This is a genomic window from Microvirga ossetica, from assembly GCF_002741015.1.
Taxonomy (GTDB): Bacteria; Pseudomonadota; Alphaproteobacteria; order Rhizobiales; family Beijerinckiaceae; genus Microvirga; species Microvirga ossetica.
Genome location: NZ_CP016616.1, coordinates 2,819,532 through 2,838,361, shown reverse-complemented (window position 1 = coordinate 2,838,361; position 18,830 = coordinate 2,819,532). Strand labels below are relative to the sequence as shown.

Genomic DNA, 18,830 nt, shown 5'->3' with positions numbered 1-18,830 from the left:
CCTTCTCCTCAAGCCTTTGTGAGCCGGATGGCGCCCTCGCCGCGCCAATGGCCGACGGAGGTGACGAGCGCCTCGCCCGCCTTGCGCTCGGCGATCAGCCCTGCGGCAATCGCCACGCCCGTGGCAGCCTGTGCCTCGATCGTGTGACCGACGAGATCGCCGGTGGCATGCACGGCGGCCTTCGGCGCGATGTCCTTGAGAGCCGCCTGCTCCTCGTCCGTGATGCCCTTGATGCCGGTCGCGCCGGACAAAACCACGTCGGGCTTGGCTCCGAGCTGCTTCGACAGGGCATGGAGCGCTGCCTCGACGCTGCCGGCCCTGCGGCGGGAGCGGTCGGAGGCGACGCCCGCGACGGCCGCAAGCGGCTTCGCACCGCGCGAGGCGGCATGCTCGCGGGATTCCAGCACCAGGAAGCAGGCGCCCGATCCGAGAATCATGCCGCCGCCCTCCGCCGGGCGTTCCCGGACCGGCCGATAGGGCTTCTTCCAGAGGAAGCCGCCCATCTCGTAGATCAGGAGCACGTCGGGACGCTCGGCATTGTAGGCCCCGCCGACGAGGAAGATGTCGTCCTGGCTGGAGGCGATGCGCTCGCGGGCGATGCGGATCGCATCGACCCCGCTCGATTCCTCACCCATGAAGGTGCGGGAGGCCCCCGTCACGCCATGGACGATGGAGATGTTGCCGGCGAGCAGGTTCGAGAGCTGGGCGAGAAAGAGGGTCGGGCGAAGATCGCCCATCAGGCGCTCGTTGAGGAAGACGCCCGGATTGTCGGCTTTCGCCAGGCCGGTGAGGATCTGCCCGTCGACCGCGTAGTCGCGCTCGCCGCCGCCGGCGGCGACGATGAGCTGCATGCGGCTCTTCAGGGCCGCATCCTCCTTGGCGCCAGCGGCGTCGAGGGCGAGGCCCGCGGCGTAGCAGCCGAGCCTCTGCCAGGCCTCCATCTGCCGCTGATCGGACTTCTTCGGGATCTGCCGGTCCCATTCCAGCGAGCCGACGGGGTGAACCGTAAAGGGTGCGAAGGTGTCGGCATCCGTTTTCGGGGCGCTGCCGCTCGCAAGCGCCGTCAGATGCGCCTCCAGGCCTTCTCCGGCGCTGGAGACGAGACCGATCCCCGTGATGACCACATCCCGCATCAAACACTCTCCTCGAGGAGGCCGATGCGCCGGGCTTGAGCGCGCATCAGGCCATCCATGCCTTCCGGGAAGGGCATGATCCGGAAGCGCAGCTCCGCGTCGCAGATCGGCTTGCCCTCGGCCGCAATCTTGGCCTTGGTCACCGCATAGCCCGAGCCCTCATGCTCCAGCTGCGCCGTGACGGTGAGCACCGTACCCGGTCCGACGAAGGTGCGGAAGCGCGCCTTGTCGACGCCCATCAGGAACGGCATGTGGGTAAAGCCCATCAGGCCGAGCACGAGATAGCCCGAAGCCTGGGCCATGGTCTCGGTGAGAAGAACGCCGGGCACGAGGGGATGGCCGGGGAAGTGCCCTTCGAAGACAGGGCTTTCCTGCGGAACGGTGGAGGACACCTCGATCCGCTTGGTCTCGCGGTCGAGGCTCGTCACCCGGTCGATCATTTCAAAATATTCGAGGCGCATTTGCTTTTTGCAGAACCTGTTCCCCCTCCCCCTTGTGGGGAGGGGCTAGGGGTGGGGGTGCCAGCGATGAACTGGACCAGCGTGGCGCTTACACCCCCACCTCCAACTCCTCCCCGCAAGGGAGAGGAGGGCTGCGTCGCGCCTGCCACCCCGGCTGGCGTATCAAAGGCTTACTCGCCGGGATGGAGTTTTAAGGTATCAGGCCTGCTTGGCGGCAACCAGCGCGTCGATGCGCGACACGAGGTTCTTGAGGACGAAGTATTCCTCGGCCGGGGCCTTGCCCTCGTTCACTTCCTGCGTCCATTGCTCCAGGGGCAGCTTGATCCCGAAGGCCTTGTCGATCGCAAAGGCGATGTCGAGGAAGGCGAGCGAGTCGATGCCGAGATCCTCGATGGCATGGCTCTCGGGCGTGATCTGCTCGCGCGGGATATCGGCGGTCTCCGAAATGATGCCGGCGACGGTCTCGAAGGTGGACGACATGACGCCGCTCTCCTGAAGTGCTTGTTGGTCTCAACGATTCAGCGCCGGCAAGCTTGAGGCCCGGTGTCCAGCCGCTCTTTTCGTCGAGGAGGGTTGTTTCGAACGGCACCCCTTACACGAGAGGCCGCAGGGCGGCAACCGATTGGTTGCATTCCTTAAGCTCGAACCTGAGCCGGAGACCCCGATTCTGCCTGCGGCAACCACTCGAGGGCTAGGCGATTGATTAATCGGCTGCCATCGTCGATAAGGGCGGCCTTCGGCCAAACACCGAATTGTCTTACACCGACAACAGATTGCTTGGATCCACGTGTTCAACAGGTTCCTCAAACCTGAAATCCGCTATGCCCGCCGCATGGCCCGCATCGCGCGCTGGGACCGGCCCGTGGAGGGGCTCTCCGGACGTGTGCGCGCCTGGGCCCATATGCTGCTGGCCGATCACGGGGTCTTCCGCCTGTTTTACCTGAACAAGCACCAGGTCACCGACCGGCTGTGGCGCTCGGCCCAGCCGGCCCCGCACCAGATCGCTGCTCTCAAAGCCGAGGGCGTGCGCACCATCGTCAACCTGCGCGGCGGCCGCGAGCACGGGTCCTGGCAGCTCCAGAAGGAGGCCTGCGAGAAGCTCGGCATCCAATTGGAAGAGTTCATCGTCCGCTCCCGCGGGGCACCGGACCGGGAGACGCTGCTCTCCGCGAAGGAATTCTTCGACAGAATCGAGTATCCCGCCGTCCTGCATTGCAAGTCGGGGGCGGACCGGGCCGGCTTCGTCGCCGCCCTCTATCTCGTGGCCTTCGAGGGCAAGTCCATCGACGAGGCCCAGCGCCAGCTCTCCATGCGCTACGGCCATTTCCGCTTCTCGAAGACCGGCATCCTCGACGAATTCTTCGATCTCTACCGCCGCGAAGGCGAGGCCAGGGGCATCCCCTTCCTGACCTGGATCGAGACGCAATACGACGCGGAAGCCCTGGAGCGGAACTTCCGCCCGAGCTTCTGGTCGAGCCTGCTCGTCGACCGCATCATGCGGCGCGAATAGGCCGCAGCTCGAGGACTACGATGTCACGAGGCTGTGCTCGCCATCGTCGGCGAGCTGCAGCCGATGCAGGCGGGCATAGGCGCCGCCCTTGCCGATCAGGACCTCGTGCGATCCCGTCTCCGCGATGCGGCCGTTCTCCATCACCACGATCTTCTCCGCATTGCGCACCGTCGAGAGCCGGTGCGCGATGACGAGGGTGGTGCGGCCCTTCATGAGCCGGCGGATGGCGTCCTGGACGAGGCGCTCCGATTCGGAATCGAGCGCGCTGGTCGCCTCGTCGAGGAGCAGGATCGGCGCGTCCTTCAGGAAGGCGCGGGCCAGCGAGATGCGTTGGCGCTCGCCGCCGGAGAGGCGCCCGCCGCCGGTGCCGACCACCGTGTCGTAGCCGTCCGGCAGCTTCATGATGAAATCGTGCGCCGCCGCGGCCTTGGCCGCCCCTACAATCTCCTCGTCGGTGGCGTCCGCCCGTCCGAAGGCGATGTTGGCCCGCACGGTGTCGTCGAAGAGGATCACGTCCTGGCTCACCACGGCGATGTCGCGGCGCAGGCTCGCCAGGGTTACGTCCCGCACATCCTGACCGTCGATCAGGACGGCGCCCTGATTGACGTCGTAGAGGCGCGGCACGAGGGCAAGCAGCGTCGATTTGCCCGAGCCCGAGCGGCCGACCAGCGCCGTGGTCTCGCCGGCCTCGGCCACGAGGTTGACCCGGTCGAGGGCCACGGCGTCTCCGTCATAGGAGAAGGTGAGGTTGGAAAACCTGACCTCGCCGCCCGCGAGCTGGAGCGGCTTGGCTTCCGGCCGGTCCTGGATGCGGGGCGCCTCGTCCATGATCGCGAAGGTACGCTGCAGGGCGGCGGCCGCCTCCTGCACGATGGCGTTGAGGTTGCCGAGCGCCCGGATCGGCTGCGCTGCCATGACGAGGGCGGTGACGAAGCCCGTGAAATCGCCGACCGTGCTGCCGCCTGAGAGAATCCGATGGCCGATCAGAATGAGCACGATGGCGACCGCGAGGCCGCCGCCGGTCTCGAGGATCGGGTCCATCCGGCCGCGGGCATTGGCGGCCTTCATCTTGAGGTCGCGTACGTCGTCGAAGGTCTTGGCCGCCTTCGCCTTGAGATAGCGCTCGAGCCCATAGGTCTTGGCGATCCGGGTGCCCGCGAGGCTTTCGGTGATGAGGCTCGCCATCGATCCAGACTGCTCCTGGGTCGAGATCGCGACCCGACGCAGCTTGCGGCCGATCTTGTTGACCGGATAGGCGAAGAACGGCGCGATGACGGCGGCCACGATGGTCAGGACCGGGTCGATCCACAGCATCGCCGCGATCAGGGCGATGATCGTCGTGATCTCACGCAGGAACACGGTGGAAAGGCGGGTGAGCGCCTCCCGGATGAAGGCGAAATCCGTGGTGAAGCGCTGGGTCAGCGCGGCCGGGCTCTCGCGCCCGATCTGGGCGAGATCCGCCTCGATCATGTGGCCGTAGAGCGCCGTCTGCATGTCGGCCTCGATCCGCGTCACGACCTTGTTGGTAAGGATCGTGAGCGCGAGCAGGGAGAAGCCCTTCACGGAGGTGACCGCGATCACGAAGAGCGGCGCCAGCGCGATGGCCTGCGCATCCTTGGCGTCGAAGGCGTCGAAGGCGGCCTTGATCAGCACCGGGTAGAGGCCCGTCGCGCCGGAGACCAGGATCACGAGCAGCAGCACCAGGGCCAGCGTCTTCGCGTGCGGACGCATCCAGTCCCACCACAGGCGACGGATCAACGGAAGGGTATCGCCCCGAAGGAGGATTTTGCGGGCCATGCTCTGCCTGAAACTCTTGCTTTAATCTCTTGCACCGGAAGGCTCGCGGTTAGCACGCATTGGCCTCGGCCCGCAAATCCGGAGCCTGACCGGAAGCCGGTAGGCGCCGCTTGCCGCTTCCCTGCAGGCGGTGCCCTCGACAGAGGTGCCGTTCTATGGCTGCATGGCGCGATCGAACGGGGAAACACCATGACGCTCGAGACCTGGCTCGCCTTCACCGCCGCCTCCGCCGTGCTGCTCGTGATTCCAGGCCCGACGATCCTCCTCGTCGTCTCCTATGCCCTGGGACAGGGCTGGCGGACCGCTCTGCCCATGGCCGTCGGGGTCGCGCTCGGCGATTTCACCGCCATGACCCTGTCGCTCTTAGGGTTAGGCGCCGTGCTCGCGGCCTCGGCCACCCTGTTCACGGTCCTCAAATGGTGTGGTGCCGCCTATCTGGTCTGGCTCGGGATCAAGCTCTGGCGCGCCGGCGGTGCGCTCGATGCCAAGCCGCGCACCGATGCCGCATCCGCAGCGAAGATGCTGGGCCATGCCTGGCTCGTCACCGCGCTCAACCCGAAGGGCCTGACCTTCTTCATCGCCTTCCTGCCGCAGTTCATCGACCCGAAGCTCGCGCTCCTGCCGCAGATCGGCGTGTTCGGGGCGACCTTCCTGACCCTCGCCTTCGCGAACGTGATCACCTACGCCCTCATCGCCTCGCGGGCCCGCCGTGTCGTGCAGAACCCGCGGACCATGCGCGCGATCAACCGGACCGGCGGCAGCCTGCTGATCGGCGCCGGAATCGCCACAGTGGCGCTGAGGGCGGGGCAGGCTTAGGAGGCAAGCCAAAGACTTAACCTGAACCCTCATCCTGAGGAGCCGCTGAAAGCGGCGTCTCGAAGGAGGATCCAGAGCGCACTGGATGCTCCTTCGAGACGGATTGCTCACGCAATCCTCCTCAGGATGAGGTGACACTTTATAAGCGACCGCTCAGACCGCCACCCTCACACCGCCTTGAGATGCCGGATCGGCCGGCCGGGGGCGATCATGGCGGCTGCCGCGATGATGCCCTGGGCGTCGATGCCGAAATGGCGGTAGAGGTCCTTGATCGTGCCGGTCTGGCCGAAATGCTCGACGCCGAGAGAGCGCGTGCGGTGGCCCATCACCGAGCCCATCCAGGCGAGCGTCGCCGGATGGCCGTCGATGACGGTGATCAGCCCGCAATGGGGCGGCACGTCGCCAAGCAGGCGCTCCACATGGGAGCGGGCATGGACGAGGCCGCGCTCACGGGCGCGCTGCGCCGCCGTCCAGCCGGCATTGAGCCGGTCGGCCGAGGTGATGGCCAAAAGCCCGATATCGCGCCTGTCCTCGGCCATCAGCCCAACCGCCTCGATGGCTTCCGGCGCCACCGCGCCGGTATAGGCGACCACGACCTGCGCGTTCGGGCCGGGCTTGCGCAGCCAATAGGCGCCGGCCCTGATGTCGTCGGCCAGTTCCGGCGTCATCTCGCGCTGCGGCTGCTCGAGGCCACGGGTGGAGAGGCGCAGGTAGACCGAGCCGCCGGTCTCGTCGCGCAGCCACGTCTTCTCGTCCGCCTCGCCTTCCCCGTCGCGCTGCATGTAGTCGAAGGCCCAGCGCATGATCACGGCGAGCTCGTCCACGAAAGCGGGCTCGAAGGAGGCAAGCCCGTCCTGCGCCATGCCGACGAGCGGCGTGCCGATGGATTGATGCGCCCCGCCCTCCGGCGCCAGCGTCACGCCGGACGGCGTGGCAACGATCATGAAGCGGGCATCCTGATAGCAGGCATAGTTCAGCGCATCGGCGCCGCGATAGATGAACGGGTCGTAGAGCGTGCCGATGGGCAGGATCCGCTCGCCGAAGAGCGAATGCGAGAGGCCGAGCGCCGAGAGCAGGATGAACAGGTTCATCTCGGCGATGCCGAGCTCGATATGCTGGCCTTCCGGCGAGAATTCCCAGTTGTAGGTCGAAGGAATGCGCTCCTTCTTGAAGGTGTCGACCAGGCTCTCGCGGGCATAGAGGCCGCGCCGGTTGACCCAGGCGCCGAGATTGGTCGAGACCGTCACGTCGGGCGCCGTGGTGACGATGCGGGAGGCCAGTGCCTGATCGGAGCGGGCGAGCTCGTTGAGGATGAGCCCGAACCCCTGCTGGGTCGACATGGACGGATTGGCGGGAAAGGCGAGCGTCTCCGGCACCGGCACCTGCGGCGCCGCATAGCGGCGCGTGCCCTTCTGGACGAACGGCACCTCGGCCAGGAATTGTTCGATCTCGGCCTGCGGGGCCTTGATGCCCTCGAACTTGTCCCATTCATGGCCCGGACGCACGCCTTGCGTCTTCTGCCAAGCCTCCATCTGCGTGGGAGTCAGCAGGCCGGAATGGTTGTCCTTGTGGCCGGCGAGCGGCAGGCCGAAGCCCTTGATCGTATAGGCGAGGAAGCAGACCGGACGGTCGTGCTCCCGCGCCTTCTCGAAGGCGTCGAGCAGGCTCGGCAGGTCATGGCCGCCGAGATTGGACATGAGCTGCGCCAGCTCCTCGTCCGAGCGCTTCTCGATGAGCCGCGTTACCGGCCCCTGGTCACCGAGGTCGTCGAGGAGACGCTTGCGCCAAGCGGCGCCGCCTTGATAGGTCAGGGCGGAATAGAGCTGGTTCGGGCAGGAATCGATCCAGTCGCGCAGGCGCTCGCCGCCGGGCTCCTTGAAGGCCTCCTGCATCAGCACGCCGTGCTTGAGGATCACCACGTCCCAGCCGAAATTGCGGAACAGCGCCTCGAAGCGCTCCCACAAGCCCTCGCGGATCACCGCGTCGAGGCTCTGGCGGTTATAGTCGATGATCCACCACGTGTTGCGGATGCCGTGCTTCCAGCCTTCGAGCAGCGCCTCGAAGATGTTGCCCTCGTCCATCTCCGCATCGCCCACGAGCGAGATCATGCGGCCTTCCGGCCTGTCCTTGGCCCAGCCATGGGCCTTCACGTAATCCTGCACCAGGCTGGCAAACAGCGTCTGTGCGACGCCGAGGCCCACCGACCCGGTGGAGAAATCGACGTCGTCGATGTCCTTGGTGCGGGAGGGATAGGATTGCGCGCCCTTGTAGCCGCGGAAATTCTCCAGCTTCTCCCGGGTCTGGCGCCCGAACAGATACTGGATCGCGTGGTAGATCGGGCTGGCATGGGGCTTCACCGCCACCCGGTCCTCCGGCCGCAATCCCGCAAAATACAGCGCGGTCAGGATCGTGGAGAGGGAAGCGGAAGACGCCTGGTGCCCGCCGATCTTCAAGCCGTCCTCGCTGGCGCGCAGGTGATTGGCGTTGTGGATCGTCCAGGTGGAGAGCCAGAGCACCTTACGCTCGAGTTCCTTCAAGATGCTCAGGTGCCGCGCGTTCGCCATAAGGTTCTCCCGGTTTTGCCGAGATATACGCCGGGAACCGTCGAGAGGCGAGGCCCAAGCCCGCAGCATCGGATTGGCTTTTGGGAGGGCCAAAAAACGAAAAGCCCGCCAAGCGGCGGGCCTTCGTAAGCTCTCAAAACTTGAGAGAAATTGGAGCGGGCGAAGGGATTCGAACCCTCGACCCCAACCTTGGCAAGGTTGTGCTCTACCCCTGAGCTACACCCGCACGCTCCGCGATGCGCAAGGCATCGTTTCGAGGCCGTGATGTGCCCGAAAATGCGGCGCATTGCAAGAGGGGCCGGCAGAACTTTTCCGAGGAACCCTTGAGCCTGCTTCATCCGGTCGCTAGAAGCCCAAGCAAGATTTGGAGGATCGTCTTGGCCCATCTGTCCCCGCAGGAACTCCTGGATCGCCTGTCGTCGCTCGGCATCGCGGCCGAGACCGTGGAGCACGCGCCCGTCTTCACCGTGGCCGAATCGAAATCGGTCAAGGAGCAGGTGCCCGGCGCCCATTCCAAGAACCTGTTCGTGAAGGACAAGAAGGGCCGCTTCTTCCTCATCTCCGCCAAGCACGACACCGAAATCGACCTCAAGCGCACGCATGAGGCCATCGGCGCCTCGGGCCGCCTGTCCTTCGGCTCGGCCGAGCAACTGCGTGACCTGCTCGGGGTCGAGCCGGGCTCGGTCACCGCCTTCGCGGTGGTGAACGATACGGCAGGCAGGGTGACGATGGTGCTCGACGCCAACCTCATGGAGCATGAGCGGGTGAACTTTCACCCGCTGATCAATTCCATGACCACCGGTGTGTCGCGGGAGGATCTGGTGACCTTCCTGCGCGATACGGGACACGATCCGCTCATCCTGCGCCTGCCGGAGCCCGCGGCGGAATTGCCAGACCACACCTAAGCTCCCATTTAGGGAGCGTTCTTCCTACGATTCGAGGATCGCATGCTCTCCGACAATCCCGTTCCCTCCGACGATCTCGTGAAGGACACCACCACGGCGACGTTCCGCCAGGACGTGCTGACGGAATCCATGCAGCAGCCGGTGCTCGTGGATTTCTGGGCGCCCTGGTGCGGGCCCTGCAAGCAGCTCACCCCGATCCTGGAAAAGGCCGTGCGCGCCGCGGGCGGCAAGGTGAAGCTCGTCAAGATGAACATCGACGAGCATCCGCAGATCGCCGGCCAGCTCGGCGTGCAGTCGATCCCCGCCGTCTTCGCCTTCCAGCGCGGCCAGCCGGTGGACGGCTTCATGGGCGCCCTGCCGGAAAGCCAGATCAAGGGCTTCATCGAGCGCCTCGTGGGGCCGCTCGGGCCGAGCGCGGCGGAGGAGATCCTGGCCGAGGCCGACGGTCTCGCCGCCGAGGGCGATATCGGCGGAGCGGCCGAACTCTATTCCGCCGTCCTGGCGCAGGATCCGGAAAACATTCCGGCGCTGGCCGCCCTCGTGAAGCTCCATGTGGAGGTGGGCGATCTGGAGGGCGCGAAGCGCTTCCTCGCCATGACGCCGGAGGGGAAAGCGGGCGATCCGGCCATCGCCGGGGCGCGGGCGGCGATCGAGCTCGCCGAGCAGGCGGGCTCCCTCGGCGATCTCGCGGATCTGCAGCGCCGGATCGAGGCCGACCCCGCGGATTACCAGGCGCGCTTCGATCTGGCGGTCGGCCTGAACGCCCGCGGACGGCGCGAAGAAGCTGCCAACCACCTCCTTGAAATCGTTCGCCGCGACCGCAATTGGAACGAGGACGGCGCACGCAAGCAGCTCGTCCAGTTCTTCGAGGCCTGGGGCCCGACGGACGCGATGACGCTGGCAGGACGGCGGAGGCTCTCCTCGCTCCTGTTCTCTTGACGCCGTAAAGCGCTGTGGGAGATTTGGATGGGAATGAACGCGGTATACCGAGGGCCGGAGGATTGCCCCTCGGTCATCCCGGTCTTTCCCCTGCCCGGCGCGCTGCTGCTTCCGCGCGGCCAGATGCCCCTGAACATCTTCGAGCCGCGCTATCTGGCGATGGTGGATGAGGCGCTGAAAGGCGACCGCGTCATCGGCATGGTGCAGCCCGACGCCGACAACGATCCCCACGCCTCCGTGCCGAAACTCTACCGGGTCGGCTGCGCCGGCCGCATCACGCAGCTCGCGGAGACCGGAGACGGGCGCTATCTCGTCACCCTCATCGGCATCTCGCGCTTCCGCATCGAGGAGGAGCTGCCGCCGATCGATCCGTTCCGCCGCTGCCGCGTCGCCTTCGAGCCCTTCGCCGCCGATTTCACGGCACGCGCCGGGGAGAACGAGGTCGACCGGGCCGGCGTGGTCAAGGCCCTGCGCGACTTCGTCGAGGCGGTGCATGTGAAGGTCGATTGGCGCGGCATCGAGGAGGCGCCCAACGAGGCGCTCGTGAACGCGCTCTGCATGATGAGCCCCTTCGGCGTGCGCGAGAAGCAGGCGCTGCTCGAGGCGCCGAACCTCAAGACCCGCGCGGAAGTGCTGATCGCGCTCACCGAGATCGAGCTCGCCCGCGGCGGCGCCGGCTCCGACTCGACGCTTCAATAGGATATGACGACGATGGTGCCCGACACGACCCCCGGCGAGACGCCCCCACCCGTGGAGGCGACGCGGATCGACCCCAAGCTCCTGGAGCTTCTCGTCTGCCCGCTCACCAAGGAAACCCTCGAATACGATGCGGCCCGCCAGGAGCTGATCAGCCGCCGCGCCAAGCTCGCCTACCCGATCCGCGACGGCATCCCGATCATGCTGCCGGAAGAGGCACGGCCGCTGGGGGATTGAGCGTTTCGTTCAAGCGTCATCCCGGACGAGCGAAGGGGGTCTTCCCTCCCCCTTGCGGGGAGGGATTAAGGGTGGGGGTCGCAAAGTCGAACGCTGTATCTGATCCAGTTATGATCACGCTTCTACAGCGGTTCATTCGGCAATTGCTTACCCCGTCGCACCACCCCCACCCCTACCCCTCCCCGCAAAGGGGGAGGGAACATGTGCTCCATCCTGCACCCGATCCCGGATCGGCTTCGCCGTCCGGGATGACGTTTCAGGCTGACCTCTCTCCAATCGCCTCCGCCAGCGCCAACGTCCTTCTCGCCATCTCGGCATGCAGCCGCTCGACCATGCGGCCGTTGAGGCTGATGGCGCCCTTGCCGGCATTCTCCGGCTGCGCGAAGGCCGCCACGATGGTCCGGGCGTTCTCCACCTCGCCTTCAGACGGCGCGAAAATCCCGTTGGCGGCGGCGATCTGGTCCGGGTGGATCAGGGTCTTGCCGTCGAAGCCGCAATCGCGGCCCTGCTCGCACTCGGCGCGAAAGCCTTGCCTGTCGGACAGGCCGTTATAGACCCCGTCCAGGATGTCGATGCCGTGCGCCCGCGCGGCGGCGAGCGCGCCCATCAGCCAGGGCAGCATGGCGGCGCGGCCGGGCAGCAGCCGGGCGCGGGTGTCCTTGGCGAGATCGTTCGTGCCCATGACGAAGCAGGACAGCCGCGTGTCGACGTCGTGCGCCGCGCTCGCGATCGACTCCGCCCGCAGAATCGCGAGCGGCGTCTCGATCATGGCCCAGATTCGGGTGCGCTCCGCAGCGCCGAACTTGCGCAGGCGCAGGCCCACCGCCGCGAGAGTTTCGGCCGAAGACACCTTCGGCACGAGGATTGCATCCGGCGCCGCGGCGATGGCGGCCGCAAGATCGGCCTCGCCCCAGGGCGTCTCGAGCGCGTTGATGCGTATCACCAGTTCCCGCTTGCCGTAACCGCCCGCCTGCACGGCGGCGCAGACCTGCTCGCGCGCCTCGGCCTTCGCATCGGGCGCCACCGCGTCCTCGAGGTCGAAGATCACCGCGTCCGCGGCAAGCGTCTTGGCCTTCTCGATCGCCCGCGCGTTGGAGCCGGGCATGTAGAGCGCGCTGCGACGCGGGCGGATCGGAGTCATGGCGTTTTCCTCACGGTGCGGATCGGTTTTAGTCGTGGCCGGACTTGAAGAACAGTGTCATTCCCGACCGAAGCGCAGCGGAGGGGAAGGGAATCCATTGTGCGCTGAGCGTGTGGATCCCCTTCCCGGTCCTGCGGACCGCCGGGGATGACAGGGGGAGTGGAAAGAATGTGGGTCGCAGGCGTCGACGGCTGCAGGATCGGGTGGATCGCGGTGCTCATGCGGGTCGACGATCCGCAGATCCACCGCATCATGACGGCGCCGTCCCTTGCCGCCATCGCCGAGGCGCCGGAGCGGCCGGCCGTGATCGCCGTCGACATGCCCATCGGCCTGCCGGAGCGCACTGAAGGCTCGGGGCGCGCGCCGGAGCAGCTGATCCGGCCCCTGCTCGGCGCGCGGCAATCCTCCGTCTTCGCCATTCCCTCGCGCCGCGCCGTCGAGGCCACGGATTATGCCGAGGCCTGCGCCATCGCCGCCGCCACCTCGGACCCGTCGCGAAAAGTGTCGCGGCAGGGCTTTGCCATCTTCCCCAAGATCCGCGAGATCGACGCGCTGCTGCGCGCCCGGCCCGATCTGCTGCCGCGCATCTACGAGGTGCATCCCGAACTTGCCTTCTGGGCGCTGAACGGCCGCCGGTCGCTGACGCTGCCGAAGAAGGTGAAGGGCACGCCCTACGGGCCGGGCATGGACCTGCGCCGAGAGCTGTTGCGTCGGTCCGGCCTTCTGCCCGAGAGCCTGATCGAGGCGCTCCCGCCGCGGGGCGCGGCCCAGGACGACCTGCTCGATGCGCTTGCGGGGTTGACCGTGGCGCTCGATCTCGCGAGAGGTGGGGGACAAGCCTTTCCCGACCCGCCCGGCCGCGACGCTCACGGCCTGCCGGTCGCCATCTGGACGCTCCGCCAAAAGCCTCAAGGTTCGACCATGACCATCACCCGCACCGAGATCGAAGCGGCCCATGCCCGCATCGCCCCCCATATCCGCCGCACGCCTCTCCTGAACTTAGGAAGCGCCTTCGGCCATGACGGGCCGGTGAGCCTGAAGCTGGAATTCCTGCAGCATGCGGGCTCGTTCAAGACCCGCGGCGCCTTCAACACCCTGTTGTCGAACGAAGTCCCTGCTGCCGGCGTGGCGGCGGCGTCCGGCGGCAATCACGGTGCGGCGGTGGCCTATGCGGCGAGGCAGCTCGGCGTGACGGCGCGCATCTTCGTGCCGGAGATCTCGAGCCCCGCGAAGATCGCCGTCATCCGCTCGCACGGCGCCGAGGTGGTGATCGGCGGCGCGCGCTATGCGGATGCCCAGGATTCCTGCGATGCTTACGTGGCCGAGAGCGGCGCGCTGCGTATCCATCCTTTCGCGGCGGAGAGCACGGTGATCGGCCAGGGCACGGCGGGGCTCGAATGGGAGCAGGACGGCCCTGCCCTCGACACGGTGCTCGTGGCCGTCGGCGGCGGCGGCCTCATCAGCGGCGTGGCGAGCTGGTGGGCCGGCCGCGTGAAGGTGGTGGGCGTGGAGCCCGAAGGCTCGCGCGCGCTCCATGCCGCGCTCGAAGCCGGGCGGCCCATCGATGTGGATGTGGATTCAGTGGCTGCCGATTCGCTCGGCGCCAAGAACACCGGCGATCTCGTCTATTCGATCTGCAGCAGGACCGTCGATCACGTCGCCCTCGTCGCGGATGCAGCGATCCGCGATGCGCAGCGGCTTTTGTGGCGCGATTATCGCATCGCCTCCGAGCCCGGCGGCGCGGCGGCACTGGCCGCGCTGATCTCGGGCGCCTATAAACCCCGCTCGGGCGAGCGCATCGGCGTGCTCCTATGCGGCGCCAATGTCGAACTGCAAAAACTTGCCGAGATCACCCACCCGTAATGGAAGGACGCCCATGTTCCCGCAACGTCTGACCGAAGGCTACCGCGCGTTTCTCGACGAACGCCTTCCGCGCGAGAGGAACCGCTACGAGGCTCTGGCAGAAAAGGGGCAATCGCCCGAGGTCATGATCATCGGCTGCTGCGACAGCCGCGTCTCGCCGGAGGTGATCTTCGATTCGAGCCCGGGAGAGATGTTCGTTGTCCGCAACGTGGCCAATCTCGTGCCGCCCTTCGAGACCGGCGGCGATTACCACGGCACCTCGGCAGCGCTCGAATTCGCCGTGCAGGCTCTGCGCGTGAAGCATATCGTCGTGCTGGGCCATGCCCGCTGCGGCGGCGTGCGTGCCTTCGCGGACGACACCGCGCCGCTCTCCCCGGGCGACTTCATCGGCCGCTGGATGAGTCTCATCGCGCCTGCCGCCGAGCGGATCGGCCCGCGCGAAGGCGATCCGACGGATTATCTGACACGCCTGGAGCTGGCCACCGTCGAGAACAGCCTCAGGAACCTGATGACGTTTCCCTGCGTGCGCATTCTGGTCGAGCGCGGCAAGCTGCAGCTCCACGGCGCCTATTTCGGCGTCGCGACCGGCGTGCTCCTGGTGCGCGATCCCGAGACCGGCGAGTTCAAGCCGGCGGTGGAAGGCGTCCCGGAGCGGTTCTCGATGTTTTCGGCGCGGGATGCGGGACCGCTTTAAACATCGCTTGCCTCACTGTCATTCCGGGGCCGCGCAGCGGAGCCCGGAATCCATAACCACAATATTTCAGAAAAGAGCGAGCAGCGTTACGCCTCCTTCTGAATCGTCAGCGGTTATGGATTCCGGGCTCGGCTCTACGAGCCGCCCCGGAATGACAATCGAGAGGGCGGCAGAAACGAAAATGGCCGGGACAAGCCAGGCCATTTCAAAACACATCGGCGGCCTTTTAAGCCGCCTGCCTCTTGGCCTTCAGCAGGCCGCGATTGGCCATGGCTTCGGCGATCTGTACGGCGTTGAGGGCCGCGCCCTTGCGCAGGTTGTCGGAGACGCACCAGAAGGACAGGCCGTTCTCGACCGTGATGTCCTCGCGGATGCGGGAGATGTAGGTGGCGTCCTCGCCCGCCGCCTCATGCGGGGTGATGTAGCCGCCGGGCTCGCGCTTATCGACCACCATGATGCCGGGCGCCGCGCGCAGGATATTGCGCGCCTCGTCCGCCGTGATCGGCTTCTCGAACTCGACGTTGACGGCTTCCGAATGGCTGATGAAGACCGGCACGCGCACGCAAGTTGCGGTGAGCTTGATCTTCGGGTCGAGGATCTTCTTGGTCTCGACCATCATCTTCCACTCTTCCTTCGTGTACCCGTCCTCCATGAACACGTCGATATGGGGGATCAGGTTGAAGGCGATGCGCTTGGGGAACTTCTTCTCCTGCACGTCCTGCAGCGAGTAGAGCGCCTTGGTCTGGCGGTCGAGCTCGTCCATGCCGTCCTTGCCCGCGCCGGAGACCGACTGGTAGGTGGCGACGACCACGCGCTTGATGGTGGCGGCGTCATGGAGCGGCTTGAGGGCCACGACGAGCTGGGCGGTGGAGCAGTTCGGATTGGCGACGATGCCCTTCCTGATGTCGCGCAGGGCCTCAGCATTCACCTCCGGCACCACCAGCGGCACGTCGGCGTCGTAGCGCCAGGCGGAGGAGTTGTCGATCACCACGGCGCCCTGGGCCGCGATCTTCGGCGACCATTCCTTGGAGACCTCGCCGCCGGCGGACATGAGGCACAGATCGACGTCGGAGAAGTCGTAGGTGTCGAGGGTCTTCGTCTTCAGGATCTTGTCGCCGTAGGAAACTTCCGACCCCTGGCTGCGGCGGGAGGCGAGCGCCACCACCTCGTCGGCCGGGAAGGCCCGCTCGGCGAGGATGCTCAGCATCTCGCGGCCCACATTGCCGGTCGCACCGACGACGGCGATCTTGAAACCCATTGATCTTCTCCTGTTGTCGCTCTCCCCGGAAAACTAAAACCCTGTTCGGGTGTCGCCTCTCGCCCCGAGGGAGAGAGGACCGGGGACGACGAGGCTTATTCGGCTGCTTTCGCAACCGCGGTTTTCACCGTTTTGGCGGTTTTCGTTTTGCTCGTCGTCTGAATGAGCAGCGCCATTGCCATCGTCCATTCAAAAGCCCGGTCCGGGCTTCGATACACCGCCACCAACACACCAAAGTCACGCTGTCGTCAAGTGTTCTGTTGACTCTGCCAGGAATCAATCGCCCGTCAGCACGTCGGTCGAGAGATTGAACCGGTAGAAGACCTTGTTCATGCGCTCCGCGCCGAGGCGCTCGTAAAACGCCTGAGCCCCCACATTGGTGCCGTCGGTGGTGAGGTCGATCCGCGTCAGCCCCTCGGCGCGGGCGAAATCCGCCAGCCAGCGCATGAGCATGACGCCGACCGCCTGCCCGCGGGCGTGGCTTTCGACGAAGAGCTCCTTGACGAAGAGCAGGCCCGAAAGCTTGAAGCCGGGCCGCAGCACGGCGAAGCAGGCAAGGCCCACGGCGCGGCCGTCCCGATAGGCCAAGGCGTAGCGCGTGCCTTCCGCCTCCCGCATGGAGCGCTCGACCATCGCACGCGTCGGCTCGAGCGGCTGTGCGACCTCCGGGCCGACATAATGCAGGTCCAGGGCCCGAACCAGAGCCGCGATATCGGCCACGTCCTCCAGAGTGGCGAGGCGGACGGCGAACTGGGACATGCAGGTGCTCTGACGGTTTAAGCTTTGGTTAACCTTGCTTAGCAAAACCTTTCGATGCCTGGCCAGTGCCACGCTAGAACATGTTGATGACGTGGTCTTGGGACTTGATCGGTTGAGCGATGCCGCGGGCGGTTTATGCGGAATGGGATGAGGAGGACGTCGCCGGGTGGGTCGACGAACGCCCGGCCCGTCGCCTGCGCCGCAGGCCCCTGCCCTGGCTGCGCATCGTCCTGATGTCGTCCTGCAGCATCGCGGGGCTCGTCTATTTCGCCCTCGAACAGGAGCAGAACCCGCGTCCGACTGAGCGTGCGAAAGCCGCTCCCTCCGCCACTCTGGTCGCTCCCGCCCCGGCCTGGTCGCCGCTGCCGCCCTCGACCCCGGTCTATTCGCTTGCCAATGCCTCCGGCCCGGTCGCGTCGGAAGCGCGCCAGCATGCGGATGGGGCACGGGAGGACAGCCTGGTCCTCGGGCGCTTCGGCGATGCGCGCTACGCGCAGCTCGCCCTGACGCAAGGGGCGGCCGAGACGGCGGGCAGCTTCTATATCGATACCGTCCGCCGGGCCGCCCGCTCGGGCCTCGCAGTGGCGCATCAGGGCCAGGGGCGGATGATCGCGACGAAGTTCGGCGCCGTCGAAGCGGCTCCTCTGACCTTGTCCGCCAAGACCGAGCAGGCCTGCCAGGCCTTCCGCTTCACCGACGAGAGCGCCGCTTTCACGTTCCAGGGCTGGCTGTGCGGATCCTCCGCCCCCGACGACGCCCAGCTTGCCTGCTTCATCGACGGCATCGGGCTCGCCGGCAGCAGCAACCCGTCCCTCAAGGCGATCTTCGCCCGGGCCGAGCGCAACCGCACCGAAGCCTGCGGACCGGAGGCCCGCACCGCCTCGGTCGCCGTCAGGCCTCGGGCCCGACCGTAACCCGCACCCGGTGCATGACGTTGCAGCCGTAGCCGTTCGGGTTCCAGTTGGCGGCATGGAAAGGCTGGGCGCGGCCTTGCGAGTCCGTGGCGCGGGCGAAGATCTCGTAAGGGCCGTCGCCCGGCAGCGAAGCCGAAGCCTGCCAGCGCACCCAGTCGTAGCGGTTGCGCGGCGGCGTCATCGCCGCCTCGGTCCAGGTCGCGCCGCCGTCGAGGGTCACGTCGACCCGCGCCACGGCATCGTCGCCCGCCCAGGCAGCGCCGCGGATGTGGATGGCGCGCGTGCCCTCAGGATAGTGGGCGCCGTCGGCCGGCGCGGAGACGATGCTGCGGACGGGCATCGATTCGAGGATGCGCAGCGCGACGCCCTTGCCGTCGGACCCCGGCGGCAGAGGATGGACCGGGAGGCGGTAGGACAGGCCGGTCATGCCCGGTCCGTCATGCTCGCGGTTGCGGATCCAGATCCGGGTGAGCCATTTCTGGCTGAGCGACCCCGGCCAGCCCGGCACGATCAGGCGCAGAGGGCCGCCATGGAGGAACGGCAAGGGCTCGCCGTTCATGGCCCAGACGAGGAGCGTGTGCTCCTCGAGAGCCTTGGCGATCGGCACGCCGCGGGACATGGCCTGATGCTCGTGGCTGCCATGCTTGTCGGGATCGGCCCCGAAATGGCCGGTGAACAGGGCGGTTTCCTTCAGTCCTGCCTCGCGCAGCACGTCGCTTAAGGAAACGCCCGTCCATTCCGCGCAGCCGGCGCCGCCATTGGTCCAGGGATTGCCCGCGGCCTGGGGTTCGAAGAAGGAGCGCCCGTTGCCGCCGCATTCGAGCACCATGCGATAGGTCTTGTGCGGGAAGCGGCTCTTCAGCTCCGCGAGCGTCAGGCGGAGCGGGCGCTCGACCTCGCCGTCGACGACGAAGCTCCAGCCTTCCGGATCGCCGGTTGGCTGGGGCATCAGGCCGTTGTTGCGAACGAAGAAATGGGCAATCGGCGTGGTGTCGTCGTCAAGCAGCTCCTCCGGCGTCTCGGCGACCAGGGGCACCTCGCCCAAAAGGCTCAGACCCATTTTAGCCGATAGAGCGAAACCAAGCTTGGGCTTATCCTGCATCGGCGGTTGTCCTTCCTACCTCGCCGTTACCGTCACGCTTC

General features: G+C 66.7%; 18 protein-coding genes and 1 tRNA gene. 9 read left to right on the top strand and 10 right to left on the bottom strand.

Features of this window, described 5'->3' with window-relative positions; all coding sequences use genetic code 11:
* Positions 1–8 precede the first annotated feature (8 nt).
* From BB934_RS13445 to BB934_RS13435, 3 genes are all read right to left on the bottom strand, one after another.
* Complete coding sequence (locus BB934_RS13445; protein ID WP_099510089.1) at positions 9–1,133, bottom strand: beta-ketoacyl-ACP synthase; 1,125 nt, start codon at positions 1,131–1,133, stop codon at positions 9–11.
* Entirely contained in the window at positions 1,133–1,594 is a 462-nt protein-coding gene (locus BB934_RS13440) for a 3-hydroxyacyl-ACP dehydratase FabZ family protein (protein WP_099510088.1), read from the bottom strand. Before BB934_RS13440 ends, BB934_RS13445 begins: the two co-directional genes overlap by 1 nt.
* A gap of 198 nt (positions 1,595–1,792) precedes the next feature.
* Positions 1,793–2,074, bottom strand: coding sequence for an acyl carrier protein (locus tag BB934_RS13435; protein WP_099510087.1), 282 nt, complete (start codon positions 2,072–2,074; stop codon positions 1,793–1,795).
* 307 nt (positions 2,075–2,381) lie between these two features.
* Between BB934_RS13435 and BB934_RS13430 the strand changes: the two genes are divergently transcribed.
* Positions 2,382–3,104 carry a fused DSP-PTPase phosphatase/NAD kinase-like protein gene (locus tag BB934_RS13430; RefSeq protein ID WP_099510086.1) on the top strand — a complete coding sequence of 241 codons (723 nt, stop codon included), beginning with the start codon at positions 2,382–2,384 and terminating at the stop codon, positions 3,102–3,104.
* Positions 3,105–3,119: 15 nt separating this feature from the next.
* Here the strand turns inward: BB934_RS13430 and BB934_RS13425 are convergent, their stop codons facing one another.
* Positions 3,120–4,901: an ABC transporter ATP-binding protein gene (locus tag BB934_RS13425; RefSeq protein ID WP_099510085.1), complete on the bottom strand. Its 1,782-nt coding sequence runs from the start codon at positions 4,899–4,901 to the stop codon at positions 3,120–3,122.
* 189 nt (positions 4,902–5,090) lie between these two features.
* Here BB934_RS13425 and BB934_RS13420 point away from each other — a divergent pair, with 189 nt between their 5' ends.
* Positions 5,091–5,717 carry a LysE family translocator gene (locus BB934_RS13420; protein WP_099510084.1) on the top strand — a complete coding sequence of 209 codons (627 nt, stop codon included), beginning with the start codon at positions 5,091–5,093 and terminating at the stop codon, positions 5,715–5,717.
* Positions 5,718–5,884: 167 nt separating this feature from the next.
* On the opposite strand, the gene BB934_RS13415 is transcribed toward BB934_RS13420, so the two are convergent.
* Positions 5,885–8,281, bottom strand: coding sequence for a transketolase-like TK C-terminal-containing protein (locus BB934_RS13415; RefSeq protein WP_099510083.1), 2,397 nt, complete (start codon positions 8,279–8,281; stop codon positions 5,885–5,887).
* Between the two features lie 151 nt (positions 8,282–8,432).
* Positions 8,433–8,507 (bottom strand) — tRNA-Gly (locus BB934_RS13410).
* A gap of 151 nt (positions 8,508–8,658) precedes the next feature.
* Here BB934_RS13410 and BB934_RS13405 point away from each other — a divergent pair.
* The 4 genes from BB934_RS13405 to BB934_RS13390 are packed head-to-tail and all read left to right on the top strand — an operon-like array spanning position 8,659 to position 11,058.
* A complete protein-coding gene (locus tag BB934_RS13405; RefSeq protein WP_099510082.1) occupies positions 8,659–9,186 on the top strand; it encodes a prolyl-tRNA synthetase associated domain-containing protein in 528 nt (175 codons plus the stop codon).
* Between the two features lie 42 nt (positions 9,187–9,228).
* A complete protein-coding gene (gene trxA, locus BB934_RS13400) occupies positions 9,229–10,125 on the top strand; it encodes a thioredoxin (RefSeq protein WP_099510081.1) in 897 nt (298 codons plus the stop codon).
* 27 nt (positions 10,126–10,152) lie between these two features.
* Positions 10,153–10,824 carry an LON peptidase substrate-binding domain-containing protein gene (locus tag BB934_RS13395; protein WP_099510080.1) on the top strand — a complete coding sequence of 224 codons (672 nt, stop codon included), beginning with the start codon at positions 10,153–10,155 and terminating at the stop codon, positions 10,822–10,824.
* A gap of 12 nt (positions 10,825–10,836) precedes the next feature.
* Entirely contained in the window at positions 10,837–11,058 is a 222-nt protein-coding gene (locus BB934_RS13390; protein WP_099510079.1) for a Trm112 family protein, read from the top strand.
* Positions 11,059–11,314: 256 nt separating this feature from the next.
* On the opposite strand, the gene BB934_RS13385 is transcribed toward BB934_RS13390, so the two are convergent.
* Complete coding sequence (locus BB934_RS13385; RefSeq protein WP_099510078.1) at positions 11,315–12,199, bottom strand: HpcH/HpaI aldolase/citrate lyase family protein; 885 nt, start codon at positions 12,197–12,199, stop codon at positions 11,315–11,317.
* Positions 12,200–12,367: 168 nt separating this feature from the next.
* Here BB934_RS13385 and BB934_RS50565 point away from each other — a divergent pair, with 168 nt between their 5' ends.
* Positions 12,368–14,062 carry a serine/threonine dehydratase gene (locus BB934_RS50565; RefSeq protein ID WP_335645620.1) on the top strand — a complete coding sequence of 565 codons (1,695 nt, stop codon included), beginning with the start codon at positions 12,368–12,370 and terminating at the stop codon, positions 14,060–14,062.
* Between the two features lie 13 nt (positions 14,063–14,075).
* A complete protein-coding gene (locus BB934_RS13370) occupies positions 14,076–14,756 on the top strand; it encodes a carbonic anhydrase (RefSeq protein WP_099510077.1) in 681 nt (226 codons plus the stop codon).
* Positions 14,757–14,982: 226 nt separating this feature from the next.
* On the opposite strand, the gene BB934_RS13365 is transcribed toward BB934_RS13370, so the two are convergent.
* A complete protein-coding gene (locus BB934_RS13365; RefSeq protein WP_099510076.1) occupies positions 14,983–16,014 on the bottom strand; it encodes an aspartate-semialdehyde dehydrogenase in 1,032 nt (343 codons plus the stop codon).
* Positions 16,015–16,290: 276 nt separating this feature from the next.
* Positions 16,291–16,773 (bottom strand): GNAT family N-acetyltransferase, encoded by a 483-nt coding sequence (locus BB934_RS13360; protein ID WP_099510075.1) that lies wholly within the window; start codon positions 16,771–16,773, stop codon positions 16,291–16,293.
* Positions 16,774–16,892: 119 nt separating this feature from the next.
* Between BB934_RS13360 and BB934_RS13355 the strand changes: the two genes are divergently transcribed.
* A complete protein-coding gene (locus tag BB934_RS13355; protein ID WP_099510074.1) occupies positions 16,893–17,687 on the top strand; it encodes a hypothetical protein in 795 nt (264 codons plus the stop codon).
* On the opposite strand, the gene BB934_RS13350 is transcribed toward BB934_RS13355, so the two are convergent.
* On the bottom strand, positions 17,665–18,789 hold the full coding sequence (locus BB934_RS13350; RefSeq protein ID WP_099510073.1) for a sulfite oxidase: 1,125 nt from the start codon (positions 18,787–18,789) through the stop codon (positions 17,665–17,667). The two genes, BB934_RS13355 and BB934_RS13350, sit on opposite strands and share 23 nt — an antisense overlap.
* Positions 18,790–18,830 lie beyond the last annotated feature (41 nt).